This is a genomic window from Vibrio sp. 16 (assembly GCF_963681195.1).
GTDB lineage: Bacteria > Pseudomonadota > Gammaproteobacteria > Enterobacterales > Vibrionaceae > Vibrio > Vibrio sinaloensis_D.
Genome location: NZ_OY808998.1, coordinates 903,597 through 917,247 on the forward strand (window position 1 = coordinate 903,597; position 13,651 = coordinate 917,247).

General features: G+C 48.2%; 8 protein-coding genes. 5 read left to right on the forward strand and 3 right to left on the reverse strand.

The window, feature by feature from the left end:
* Positions 1 to 61 precede the first annotated feature (61 nt).
* On the reverse strand, positions 62 to 1,696 hold the full coding sequence (locus U9J37_RS18410; RefSeq protein ID WP_005469375.1) for an ABC transporter substrate-binding protein: 1,635 nt from the start codon (positions 1,694 to 1,696) through the stop codon (positions 62 to 64).
* A gap of 438 nt (positions 1,697 to 2,134) precedes the next feature.
* Between U9J37_RS18410 and U9J37_RS18415 the strand changes: the two genes are divergently transcribed.
* On the forward strand, positions 2,135 to 2,923 hold the full coding sequence (locus U9J37_RS18415) for a transporter substrate-binding domain-containing protein (RefSeq protein ID WP_043886432.1): 789 nt from the start codon (positions 2,135 to 2,137) through the stop codon (positions 2,921 to 2,923).
* A 122-nt stretch (positions 2,924 to 3,045) separates the two neighbouring features.
* On the opposite strand, the gene U9J37_RS18420 is transcribed toward U9J37_RS18415, so the two are convergent.
* Positions 3,046 to 4,041, reverse strand: a complete 996-nt coding sequence (locus U9J37_RS18420) for a LacI family DNA-binding transcriptional regulator (RefSeq protein ID WP_005469176.1) — start codon at positions 4,039 to 4,041, stop codon at positions 3,046 to 3,048.
* A 361-nt stretch (positions 4,042 to 4,402) separates the two neighbouring features.
* On the opposite strand from U9J37_RS18420, the gene U9J37_RS18425 reads away from it, so the two are divergent.
* The 3 genes from U9J37_RS18425 to U9J37_RS18435 all read left to right on the forward strand — a co-directional run bounded on the left by U9J37_RS18425 (position 4,403) and on the right by U9J37_RS18435 (position 9,647).
* Positions 4,403 to 6,352: a glycoside hydrolase family 17 protein gene (locus U9J37_RS18425; RefSeq protein ID WP_052297949.1), complete on the forward strand. Its 1,950-nt coding sequence runs from the start codon at positions 4,403 to 4,405 to the stop codon at positions 6,350 to 6,352.
* Between the two features lie 60 nt (positions 6,353 to 6,412).
* Positions 6,413 to 7,999 (forward strand): glycoside hydrolase family 16 protein, encoded by a 1,587-nt coding sequence (locus tag U9J37_RS18430; protein ID WP_005469030.1) that lies wholly within the window; start codon positions 6,413 to 6,415, stop codon positions 7,997 to 7,999.
* Between the two features lie 319 nt (positions 8,000 to 8,318).
* Entirely contained in the window at positions 8,319 to 9,647 is a 1,329-nt protein-coding gene (locus U9J37_RS18435; protein WP_005469304.1) for a carbohydrate porin, read from the forward strand.
* Positions 9,648 to 9,785: 138 nt separating this feature from the next.
* On the opposite strand, the gene U9J37_RS18440 is transcribed toward U9J37_RS18435, so the two are convergent.
* Complete coding sequence (locus tag U9J37_RS18440) at positions 9,786 to 10,667, reverse strand: helix-turn-helix domain-containing protein (protein WP_038212120.1); 882 nt, start codon at positions 10,665 to 10,667, stop codon at positions 9,786 to 9,788.
* Between the two features lie 141 nt (positions 10,668 to 10,808).
* Here U9J37_RS18440 and U9J37_RS18445 point away from each other — a divergent pair, with 141 nt between their 5' ends.
* Complete coding sequence (locus tag U9J37_RS18445; RefSeq protein WP_043886466.1) at positions 10,809 to 13,583, forward strand: glycoside hydrolase family 3 protein; 2,775 nt, start codon at positions 10,809 to 10,811, stop codon at positions 13,581 to 13,583.
* Positions 13,584 to 13,651: the final 68 nt, after the last annotated feature.

Genomic DNA, 13,651 nt, shown 5'->3' on the forward strand with positions numbered 1-13,651 from the left:
ACGAACCTTTTAACCTAGGAGCCTAACAACTTAGGCTCCTTATAATTGCTAGTGAGAGAGATTATTTAAGGTGTAAGTTGTTCAAAATAATCACGCGCTTACCGCCGTCGTACCAAACTGGTTGAACGTATGGGTCTTTTTCGTTCGGCCAACCCACCACTTTCTTGGTGCTGTATTGGAACCATGTCGGGTTTGAGAACAGTGGGATAAATGGCATGTTTTGAGCTGTGTATTCTTGCAACTCAGAGATCACCGCTTCTTGTTCTTGGGCATCACCAATCTTGCCGAAACTGTCGATCAGCTTGTCGATCTCTGGTGAGTTAATGCCGTGACCCGCGTGCCATGTTTTACCAATGCGCGACGTTGAGAAGTACTCTTGGTAAGCTAAGATTGGGTTGGTTGCCACCATCGACCAGTTAATCGACATGGTGTAGTTGCTCTCTTTAAGATTCTTGTCATACACTGCCCAGTCGACCGTCTTCACATTGGCTTTAATGCCCACCTCGTCGAAGTATTCGGTGACCATTTGCACAACTTGAATCCAGTCGGTCCAGCCGTTCACCACTTCAATATCAAAAGAAATATCTGAGCCGTCGGCATTGTCGCGGTAGCCATCGCCGTTTTTATCGACCAGTCCTGCTTCATCAAGCAGTGCTTTTGCTTTGTCTGCGTCGTAGCGCGTAAGGTAGCCGTACTTGTCGTTCACGTTTTTATCAATGTGCGTTTTGTACAGCTCTGCGATGCCACCTGGGTTGTAGTTGGCGGTTGGGTAACCGTACGCGGCGATATCAACAATTGCTTCACGGTCTAGCGCCATTGAAAGCGCCTGACGAACACGAAGATCATCAAATGGCTTTTGCTTGGTGTTTACGTAAAGGTGGATCGCGTCGTTTGCTGGGTACCAGAAGTGGTTGTTCGCTTTATCTTGAGCCACGAAGGTCGACTCAACGTCGGCAATAAAGTTGGAGCCCCAGTCAATTTCGCCTTTGATCAAAGCAGGTTGAATTTGTGAGTTGTCGTTGTATGAGCGGAAGTTGACACAATCTAAGTAAGGACGACCTTCAAGGTAGTAATTTGGATTGCGACACAGTTCCATTTGCTGAGGTTTGAGGTATTTCACCACCGTCATTGGACCGCTACCAACAGGGTTAGGGTTGGTAAACGTGGTGAGGTCATCAACTTTTGACCAGATGTGCTTTGGAACAATGTGGTAACGCTCTAGATTCCAAGCGAATGTTGAATCGGCTTTCGCTAGCTCGAAAACCACCGTGGTTGCATCTGTCGCTGTGATGGTTTGCAAGTTCTTACCCGACCAAATCCCCTTTTGGTCAAAGGCAGGCGCCTCTTTCGTAAGCATGAAGCTGTAGACCACGTCTTGCGCAGTTAACGGCGTACCATCAGACCATTTCAAGCCCTTTTTAAGTTTTAGGGTGATCGTTTTTAGATCATCAGAGTAGGCAAAAGACTCGGCTAGGCGGAAGTCTGTTTCGCCTGTCATATTGTTGAAGACCATAAGTGGCTCAAACATGATGCCGTGGTACAGGTCTTTGGTAGTGTATGGGTTGAAGTTTTCCACAAAGCCTGTGTTGATGATTGGAACCGTCAGTGTTCCACCTTGCTTGATGTCTTCCGCTTGAGCCGCCGTTGAAAGCAGCATGCTGGCAGCAATGGTCGCGAGCAGAGTTTTCTTATGCATCACATTGTCCTTATTTCATTATTGGTTTGATTCATCCCCCGGAAGCGTTTTTTCTTAAAAGAAAGCGCTTTCTTTGGGTTGTTTTAGCTTCATGAAGTCATGAATACAAACTTTTGTGTTCAAAATAGACCTTGGATCACAGATCATTGCTTTGTGCCAAGATAATGAAATTAGAATGAGATTTGATTTATTATTCAATACAATCAGTAATTTAAAATGATACTCTGCGTTTTTACTGTTAGTGTCCTTGAGCGTTTTTATGCTAGCTTGTTACAACAGGCAGGGTGAAATAAACGATATTTTTAGATGTCGATCACTCTTTTCTATGTGTTAAATTTGCGGATCTTCACAAATCTCACCAAAATCAAAGAAACCGCTTTCTTTGTCGAGGCAAAAAGGAAATTCTTAGCACTTCTGTTGTGCACTTAGGGGAATCTCGTGATCACTTTTTGGAACGGAAATAAGTCTGCTGCTAGGCAAGAATATGAGTATCAATTATTCGAGCTGTTGGCCGCAGATAGCAAGGAATTAGAGCCAATACATAACGACCTTACCGACTTTCCCGCTGCGGAAGATGAAGGCGCTGTGTTTGACAATGGCGCGGATGCGCTGGTGACGATTGCCGGAAACAAGAAGTTTGCTGGAAAACCCTTGATTGAAGTGAAGATTCCACTTTGTCGAGGGCTGCTTGGTTGGCGTTTAATGGTGGTTGCTCGTGAGCGTATCGACGAGTTTCGAGAGTTAACATTAGCGCAATTGAAATCTAAACGAGTGGGTGTGCCTGCCACTTGGGTCGATGCTGAGCTTTTTCGTGCCAACGGGTTTGATGTTGTTGAGCGCGGCTCGTTGGACGATATGCTGGGTTGGATCGAGCAGGGTGAGGTCGACTTTATGACGCTCGGAGTCAATGAAATTCATGACATTTTGGCTGACCGTAACCAGCAAACGCGTAATTTAGCCATCGAGCCGACACTGGCACTCTATTATCCATTTCCAGTTGTGTTTTATGTGAACAAAAACGGGGCACAGTTAGCTGAGCGCTTAGGGCAACAGTGGCAGGAAAAACAGCAAATGGTGGCGGAGCATTTCTTCGCTCACTATGGGGAAGCAATCGCAAAAGCAGACTTGGCTCATCGTCAGGTGATGACGTTAACCAATCCTATGCTGCCAGAAGGCTATGAGGCGCTTATTGAAGCGGACCTGTATCGGTTGACTGAGCCTCTGTGAGCCAATATGGGCATGTGAGAAAGCGGAGTGTATCCGCTTTTTCTCGACGATAGTTCTAAGTGGACGACGGCTCTGATTGAATCGGTTATCTACCGCTATGACGACCCGATCATTTCCGGGGGTTATAGCGTGCCGACAGAGTCTCGAACAATGAGCTCTGGTTGAAGCTGCTTTTTCATATTCGCTGGGTTGTCTTGCACAATCGCCAGCACACCTCTGGCCGCTTCCCTGCCCATCTCTTCGACTGGGAAGTTAACGGTTGTCAATCTAGGGCGAATGTGGGCGCTGTGGTAATCATTGTCAAAGCCTACCACCGATAAGTCTTTGCCAATGGTGATGTTGCGTTCAGCGGCAACGTCATACACCGCAAGGGCAATATTATCGTTTTGGCAAAAGACCGCGGTGATGTCTGGGGCGCGATCCAAAAGGCGTCGAGTGCGCTCATGGTTGCCATCATGGTCAAATCGCCCTTCAATCACATAGGACGGATTATAGGTGATCCCCGCTTCTGCAAGGGCTAGACGATAGCCTTGCAGTCGGTCTCGGCTATCCCCTTTACTGAGTTGACCCGTAATACAAGCGATTTTCTGATGGCCTTTGTCGAGTAAATGCTTGGTTGCAAGATAGCCGCCCAACTCGTTGTCGATAAAAATGCAGTTATCAGCAATATCTGGGATAAAGCGATTCAAAATGATGGTCGCAGGGGTCTCTTTGACCACCTCTATGAGTTCGTCGTCAGACAGTTTGTCTGAGTGCAAAATGAAGCCATCTACGCGTTTAGAGCGCAAAAATTCAATCGACTCGCGCTCTTTGGTGTGAGACTCCTGACCGCTAGTCACAATCAAGTGATTGTTGTTACGGCGAATGGTGTCTTCCGTGTGGTGCATTAACGGACCATAAAAGGGACCATCTAACGAGCCCACAAGCATGCCGATGCTGTTAGAACGACTGGATGCTAATGCCTGAGCAAATGCATTGGGCTTGTATCCGAGTTGCTCAATCGCAGCAAACACTTTCTTACGGTTCGCTTCTTTCACAGTCGGGTGATTGTTAATTGCACGAGAGACAGTTGCTTGGGAAACTTTGGCCAACTCTGCGACTTCTTTTATTGTAATCAAGGCATTAACTCTTTTAAAAAGGGTGTCGTTATTCGTTTACGAGTGCATGGTGTTTTACTATTTACTCGCTTTTCTTGGAGGACTCTACATTTATCTCCATTTTACCCCATAAATGTGAGCACAAACCAAAGAAAGCGCTTTCAATATGATTTGGATCTCGTAATGTAGGGGTGTTCTGTTGGCAAAATCGCCATATTCCAATGTTATTTCTAAGTCATTGATCAAATTAAGCGCAGTAGTATTGAGCAAAGACAGTCGAATGACAACGGGATATCATCAGGTGAGTGTTTAACAAAATTTACAAGAAAGCGCTTTCCTGTATCAGATGATGAAATAGTGGAACGATATGGAAATGCACCCTATGCAAAAATTCAAACTTAAAAATAGTGCTCTACTGGTCTGTTTGCCTTTATTACTTGCTGGCTGTAACTCAGAACTGTTGGAGGAATCGAGCTCGACACCTGATAACACTGAGCGAGTGACGCTTGCTGCTCAACCTGCCCCTGTTGCCCCTTATCCTAATATCTATGGTTATGACGCTGCCGCGAGTCGTGCTGCGGGCTCTGATTTTCTGCTAGGCAATCCGGATTTTCAGGCTATCTCTTACGGATCATTTCGCAAAGCTGTCCGTGACAGTGGCGACAATGCGCCGTCTGTTGAGGAGATAAAAGAAGATCTGCTGTTAATGGAAGCGATGGGAATCAAGATGATTCGTACCTATCACACGCAAGATTTCATTGATACCGAGCGAGTCCTTGCTGCGATTGATGCTTTCATGAATCCCGCGTCTCCGGACTATCGTGAAGGGTTCAAAATGTTTGTCATGTTGGGGATCTGGGTCGATGCAGTCAATGCTTGGGGGGGTGGTGACATCGATAGAACCCAAGGCAGTGCAACCAGCGAAGCGGAAATGGACAAGGCGATTGAACTGGTCAACCTCTACCCCGAAATCATCAAAGTGCTCGCTGTAGGGAATGAATCTATGGTCCATTGGGCAAACTATCATGTTTCCCCAACTGTGGTAACAGGCTATGTGAATCAACTTCAGGCTCTCAAAACGGCTGACTTTACTAAGGGCTATGACGACTTGGTTGATGAACTTCCTGCGGACGTTTGGATTACCAGTTCGGACAACTTTGCCGTTTGGGCGGGCCAAGGCGATTATGCTGGCGATGACTATAAAGCACTTATTGAAGCGGTCGATTATGTTTCGGTCCATTCGTACCCATTTCATGATACCCACTGGAATGGCGACTTTTGGGCGGTACCGTTGGATGAACAAGACTTGCCAAAGCAACAGCAGCTTGAGGCCGCCATGGAAAGAGCGCAAGCGCATTTCTTAAGTCAGGTCAAAATGGTTCAAGACAATGTGAATGCCATTGATGCAACGAAACAGATTCATATCGGTGAAACCGGTTGGTCAACCGTGTCGAGTGACGGGTTTGGGGCGACAGGAACTAAGGCATCGGACGAATACAAACAGAAACTGTATTACAACGGGTTGAGAGAGTGGTCAAATGAGTTTGGTGCCTCACTGTTTTTCTTTGAAGCTTTTGATGAGCAGTGGAAAGCGGGTTGGGAACACGCCGATGCCAACCATTCTGAAAAGCACTTTGGCATGATCGATATGAATGGCCAAGCGAAGTACCTGCTTTGGGATTTGGTTGATCAGGGAGCCTTTGATGGCTTGACTCGCGGTCAAGATGGTGATGGAAACCCGATTGCGATCAGCAAAACTTACGCAGGCAACCTTGATGCTCTTATGCTCGATGCTCAGCTACCACCTTACGAAGAAGCGCCAGTGAATAGCGACAGTTATTCAGTGATTGATAGCGCATTAGCTGACGGAATCAATCTCTATTGGTGGGGCGGGAATTCGGGAATCTATCTCAGCGAATCAGGCTCATCAATTATGGTGACAGGGGGCGCAGATAACTTCCCTGGCTGGTGGGGGGCGGGAGTTCAGCCTAGCGTTGAAGCCAACCTGACGGGCTTTGAACAAGGCAGCTTACATTTTGATATCAAAGCGACGCAATCTCTAACGGATGTGACGTTCAAGCTGGGTATGCAAACAGCAGGATCTGGCACCGTTAACCACTTCGTTCAAGTGGGCGGGAATACGGCGTACCCAATCTCTACCGAGACACAAAGCTATTCCATTCCTCTGTCACAACTTGCCAATTATGAGCAAATGGACCTTAGCGCCGTAGTGGCATTGATGTTCTTCCTTGGCGAAGTGGACGGAGCGGGAGAAAACTACATTCCAGATGGCGTAACGGTCGAAGTCAGCAACGTCTACTACTCGAAATAACACCCCATGATGTTTTAGGCGATAGGGCTTGGGTCCTATCGCACGTTAGAAAGGATAATTATGTTGGATAAAACACCGATTACTCAGCTTATGCTGACTGCGATTGCGGGCTCGCTCATTGCGGGATGCGCCAGTACGACAGACACCCCAGATGCGTCATTTATCACGGGTAAAAAGCCAGTGGCGTTGAAGCAAGAGACGATAACGCCGAGCGAAAAATGGCAGCTTGCGTGGCAAGATAACTTTGATGGCGAGCGTATTAACCCTCGCTACTGGTCGTTTGAGCAAAATTGCTGGGGCGGCGGTAACAATGAACAACAGTGCTACACAGACCGAGAGCAAAACGCCTTTGTTAAAGACGGTTTTCTTCATATTGTGGCGCGCAAAGAGTCATTTACCGGACCTGATAACCCTGACGGAGTAAAGGGAGGCGCGACGAAAACCTTGCCCTACACATCGGCAAGGCTGAGAACCAAAGGCAAGCGTGACCAAAAATATGGTCGTTTCGAGATTCGCGCCAAACTGCCATCTGGGCAAGGTACGTGGCCTGCGATTTGGATGCTGCCGACACAAAGCAAATATGGCACTTGGGCCGCCTCGGGAGAGATCGACATTCTTGAAGCGGTCAACCTGAACACTCAATCCGATGCGCCAGGCGCGAAACCGGGTGACGGAGAAAACCGAATTCATGCGACACTGCATTACGGTAAAGCGTGGCCAGATAACGTGCACAGTGGGTTGGGCGTTACCTTACCGAATGGGATTAACCCTGCCGACGATTTCCATACTTACGCTATTGAATGGGAAGAGGGCGAAATTCGTTGGTATGTAGACAACATTCACTATGCAACGCAAACTCATGAAGGTTGGTACGCTCAGTATGAACAAGACGGGCAGTTGGTGAATGCCGACACGCTTGCGCCATTCAATGAGAAGTTTCACTTATTGCTCAATGTCGCTGTTGGTGGTTCTTGGGCGGCCAATGCGAATGAAAAAGGCGTTAATAGTGACATTTTCCCGCAAACCATGTTGGTTGATTATGTCAAAGTGTACCGCTGCTCAGTTGACCGCTGGAAAGGGAAGGGCTGCGCGGCCACTTCAGAAAACGCCACCTTGGTAAAAGGAAATCAGCCACCTGCTATTTTGGTTCAAGATGACAGCTATGCGAATGGACCCGAGTTGATAATATTTGAAGACTCACTCAACACCAGCTTAGCTTATGGCAGTTATGACCCGACCGATATTGTGGAACACGCGGAGGTTGATGAGCCGAGTCGAGGCAAGGTGCTGTCTATCTCGAAACTCAATGGTGGAGGCAACCTCTACTTCCGCTCACCAAAGACCGATTTGTCGTCTTGGTTAGAATCTGGGGTACTGAGCTTTGACGTTAAAGTGGAGAGCATCGGTGTTGGTGTGGAGTTGGTCGTGAAGATGGACAGTGGTTGGCCTGCGACCAGTGATATCACGGTTCCTCTCGATGGGACGAGCGATTGGCAAACCATCTCAATCCCTGTTGCCGATATCATTGCAGGGGGCAACCGCTATGTTTCCGGTAGCGCCGATCCCGCCAACATCAATAACTTGCTGGTATTTGAGCCGACCGGAGAAATGAGCATATTGCTGGATAACATCCGAATGACCAAGTAATCGCTGCTTGGCTCTTCAACCAACCCGTAAAATACCGCGCCTGATGCGCGGTATTTTTGTTCCTGAGCTTCTTATCATCAGATTGGAATTTGTGATCGATCTTAAAAGAAAGCGTTTTCTTTGTGATATGAATAACTTTTTGTAGGGGGTGTGGGTGGGTATTCTGTCCTCAATCCAAACATGAATAGCAACTCTGTCTTCATTTGAGTCTATATCGCTCTATTGAATGCCCTACGCTTTTGAATGCTGCTTATTTTTGGATTTTTATATCAAAACAAAAGAAAGCGCTTTCTTTGGCGCGGAATAACATGGAGTTACTATGAAACTGTCTAAGATTACTCTTGCTTGCCTTATCGCGACGACTGGAGTCACCTCACTACCTGCGTTAGCAGAAAAATCCGAAGGATTCGAATTTCACGGTTATTTCCGTGCGGGTGTCCTTTACAGCAAAAATGATGACTTCAAGCGTGCTAAGTTCCCTGCATCGAAAGAGCGTTTAGGTCGATTAGGCGTAGAATCTGATAGCCACTTTGAATTGGCACTGCAAAAGAACTTTGTCAACGATGCGGGCCAGCAGATCCGAATCAAAACCCGCGCTGCTGCGGATAACGCGCAATACGCGACTAACCAGTTAGGCGCAAACGCCGATGCCACCAACAGCGAAATTGGTATGGCGGAAACTTTTGTTGAGTTTGAAGGTGTCTTCGATACCGGCGTTGTATGGGGCGGTAAACGATTCTACGGCAAAGATAACTACATCTTTATGACCGACTTTTTCTACACCGATATGTCGGGTACGGGTGTGGGCATCGAAGGTGTGGAGCTAGGTGGCAACAAATGGGATTTCGCTTACATCGCGAGTGATGACTCTGGCGATACCGGCTTTTGGGGTGATGGCAACAACATCATGCACGCGTTCCACGCTGGCGTGAACTTGGGTAGCGTCGAGCTGCATGCCATGGCGAAGTTTATGCCAGACAACATGATTGATTTAGGTTTTGGCGCGGGTGAAGAGGCCTTTGCGGAAAAAGGTTACGAGATGACAGCCATCGTTCATACCGACTCGGTATTTGGGTTGTCTGATAAAGGCTTTACCAAGTACATCGCACAAGCGGGTAAAGGGTTGGGCTCGGGTAACCTGCTAGGTGGCACGATTACGACATACAATACTTACAAGCCAGGCAGTGATTATCAAAGCTGGCTAACCACAGGATCGGGCTGTGGCACTTCATGTGTTAAAGCGGTTGATGACAACGATACTTCTTTCCGCGCGCTTGCTTGGGGTGGCTATTTCTTCGATAACGGTGTGAACATCTTCCACTCGCTACAAACTCAATACAATGACTTTGATAATGGCGCGAGTGATGGTTGGGTGTCAGCGATGGTACGTCCTACCTTCCCTGTGTCTGACAACTTCTTTATCGCAACAGAAGCAGGCTACATGTTCAACTACGAAGATCGTAATGGCGAAAAAGCCGATTCTTACGATTACAAGTTAACTATCGCACCAACCATGGTCGTCAGCTCAGGCTTTGGTCCTAATCCAGAAATCCGCTTCCTAGCGTCATACCTTGACGGACAAGACCGTGACGGCAATGGCAAAGATGGCGACTTTATTGTGGGTATCCAAGCGGATATGTGGTGGTAACACACTGACGAGCGCAAATGTTGAAGGCGTCTTGTGGCCAAGAACAGGATGCCTTCCTTTTTCATACTATCCTTTTTCGTGTTGCAACTGTTCAGGCAAACACGTTCTGAAGACTTAGGGACTGCTCCTAACGCTCACTTAGCCGCTCATGGTAGCGGCTTTTTTTATTTCTTCACGCGGGGTGAGATGAAAGCGCTGCTTGTAGCATTTTGAGAAGTAGTTGCTGTCATGAAACCCAGATTGTTCGGCAATCTGTTGCACCGAGGTGAGTTTCTCTTCCGTAATCAGCTTATGGGCGTAGGACATTTGCAGTTGGCGGACGTACTGGTTGGGGGAGCTGTTTAAATACTGTTTGAAAAGCCTCTCCAACTGACGCTGGCTGATGAATGCGGCATGAGCAATATGCTCAGGAGAGACCTCCCCAGACGTATAGTGCTGCTCAATATAAACCATTGCGCGGCTCAACGCGTGTGTCGGTTTCGGCGCTGCCTCTTGCTGATCGGCGTAGATCCTTGCCAAGGTGATAATCAATTGCTGCATTAAGCTGTTGATCATCACTTCAAAGCCAGCTTGCCCTGTTTCGTACTCGACTCGGATCGATTCAAGAAGGTGTTTGATATCCGTCAGCTGAGCTTGGGAGAGGGTCAACTTGGCTTGATAGTCAGTTGTTTGCCGCGCCAAAGGCTCAATGTTGAACAGCGCCTGGTATCCCGAAAGAGCACGCATGGAAGGAAGCTCGAAGAAAGGGGCGTTGGCATCAAACATCAAGTTAATCAGCTTGAGATCCTTGACGTCTTTAAAACCGTGTTCTGTTTCGCCCTTTATAACAAATACATCCCCCGCAGTGAGCGGATATTGGTAGTTTGCCACCAAGTGTTTGCCACTTCCCTCAACCACAAGAAAAAGTTCAGAAAAGTCATGTTGATGCAGGGCGAAATCGGACTGATGGTCGCCATCGACAAAGGCAAAACTTAGGTGTTGGTGCCGTTGGTGTGAGCTAAGTCTATATCGGATTGCCATGTCGTTAATTTCCTTATTTGTGTCGCTTTGTTAGGAGATAAGCGAACGCGGTCAGCATACTATGCTTTGTATAAGAAGCACAGTGAGTCACTCACATTGGGTGACTCACAAGGTATTCATCATTCAATCATGTGGTCCATTATGCGAAACAAACAGATTCAATCCGCGCAACAGAACTTAGTTCCTGTCAGTCGTCAGGCGGCGACAGAGGGAATTGTCTTGCTTAAAAATGAACAGCATGCGTTACCGCTTTCTGACAATGATGTGGTGTCGTTGTTTGGTCGCTGCCAAATCGACACCTATCGAAGCGGCACTGGCTCTGGCGGTGCGGTGAATGTGCCGTACGCAATCAGTGCGCTCGACGGGTTAGAGGCACACCCTGCCATCACCCTTAATGCAGAGTTAGCGGCAACGTATCGACGTTGGGTTGACGCGCATCCTTTTGACGACGGCGGTGGCGGTTGGGCGGCAGAGCCTTGGTTTCAAGAAGAGATGCCCGTCACTTCAACTTTAGTGAGCGAGGCGGCACAAAACTCGACTAAGGCGATTGTGTTTATTGGTCGAACGGCGGGCGAAGATCAAGATAATGACGACCAGCCGGGCAGCTATCGATTGACCTCCCAAGAAACTCAGATGCTCGTCGAAGTGTGTCGACATTTTGATTGCGTGATTGTCGTGATGAACGTGACCAACATTATGGATATGTCTTGGCTGGAGACGCTAGAGGGGTATGAGTCTATCAAAGCGGTGATGTTCAGTTGGGCTGCGGGTATGGAAGCTGGAGATGCGCTGGCTGATGTTTTATCCGGTACCGAATCACCCAGTGGTCGATTGACAGATACCATTGCCTACCAGCTTGAGCACTATCCATCTTCCGCTAATTTTGGCGACAAGCGGCGTAATGTCTATCAAGAAGATATCTATGTTGGGTATCGCTACTTTGAAACTTTTGCGCCGCAACACGTCCAATTCGAATTTGGCTTTGGTCTGTCATACAGCGAATTTGCTAAGCGGGTGCTTGATTTCCGTGTTGAGGGGGAGGGGGCAAAAGCAGCGTTACATGTCGATATTGAAGTCACCAATACAGGTGATCGTTTCTCGGCGAAAGAGGTTGTTCAGCTCTATGTAGAGGCGCCTCAAGGCAAGTTGGGTAAACCTGCGCGCGCTTTGATCGCCTTTGATAAAACACTCAAGCTGGCTCCTCACACGTCGCAAGTGCTCCACCTGGTGGTTCCCATTGATCGACTCGCATCGTATGACGATAGTGGGGTAACGGGTCACAAGAGTTGTTATTTGCTCGAAGAAGGCGAGTATCGTTTCTATCTTGGTGGCAGCGTACGCCAAGCGCAGCCCATTGATGAGACTTGGCGTTTGACCACTTTATTGGTGATTGAGCAATTACAGGAAGTCTGTGCGCCTATAGAGCCTATTGAGCGATTAAAACCGGGTCAAATGAATGAGCACGCGGTCTATGAGACTCGCTATGAAGTGGCGCCAAAGCGAACTGTTTGTATGCGAGAGCGCATAGAAGCCAATCAGCCGCGTGAGATCGCGCAAACGGGAGACGTGGGCTTAAAACTGGGTGACGTTAAATCAGGTAAGGCATCGTTAGAGGCGTTTGTTGGTCAATTATCGGCGGAACAAATGGCAATTCTGGTGCGTGGCGAAGGTATGTGCAGTCCTAAGGTGACCCCAGGCACGGCGGCCGCATTTGGTGGCGTGTGTGACAGTCTGTTCGAATTTGGTATTCCTATTGCCGCGGCTGCCGATGGGCCTTCCGGTATCCGCATGGACAGTGGACACAAAGCAACGCAAGTTCCAATCGGGACATTGCTAGGCTGTACATGGAACCGAGAGCTTAACCAACAACTGTTCAATCTCATTGGTCAAGAGTTGCGTGCCAATCAGATTGATACCTTGCTTGGCCCTGGGATCAATATTCATCGCCACCCATTAAATGGTCGCAACTTTGAGTATTTCTCTGAGGATCCATTTTTGACGGGCATGATGGCATCGGCTCAAACGCTAGGTTTACACCAAGCGGGCGTGTCAGGAACGATTAAGCACTATGCGGCGAACGATCAAGAAACGGCTAGGGTAGACGTGGACAGCGTGATGTCTGAGCGAGCCTTGCGTGAAGTTCACGTCAAACCGTTTGAGATGGCGGTGAAACTGGGTAAAGCGTCGACAATCATGACCTCCTATAACCCAGTCAACGGCCATTGGGCTGCCTCAAACTACGACCTTAATACCACCTTGCTACGCGAAGAGTGGGGATTTAGCGGCATTGTGATGACCGACTGGTGGGCGAAGATGAACAATCCAATCTCGGCGGGAGAGGAGTCAAAAACCTACACTTCCTACATGCTGCGTGCGCAAAACGATCTCTATATGGTGGTTGAGAATGATGGGGCGCAGCGCAATGCCATGGAAGATGACACCCTTGCAGCACTGGAGTCGGGAGCCTTAACCCTTGCAGAGTTGCAACGCAGTGCGATGAACATTTGTCGCTTTATCCTGAACGCGCCGGTGATGGAAAGGCCGCTTACCGCTTATGAGCCCATCAAACGCTTTAAAGCCAAAACACAGACGGAGATAACGACCGCGCATCCAGTCGATGTACCGATGGAGCTCGGCGCCTCACAGAATATCGAGTTGGATATTGTGGTCGAACAGGCGGGTATTTACCAATGCCAAGCGGTGATGAAGTACTCGCGAGATGCGTTGGCTCAGTCCTCATGCAGCCTTTACATTGATGATGAGTTCAGTATGAGTTTGGCAATTAATGGCACAGGTGGGGAGTCAGTGTGTGTTGATGGCCTTCAGATTCAACTGGAAAAAGGCCAGTACCATCTGTCGATAGATTTCGTCAAACCGGGGGCAGAAATTGAAACTCTAACTTTCAAACTGTCTTAGCACTGCTTTTGGATCTGGGTGAAGCCTCTACAAGTCTGTGGGGGCTTTTTGAGCCAACTGTTATTAAC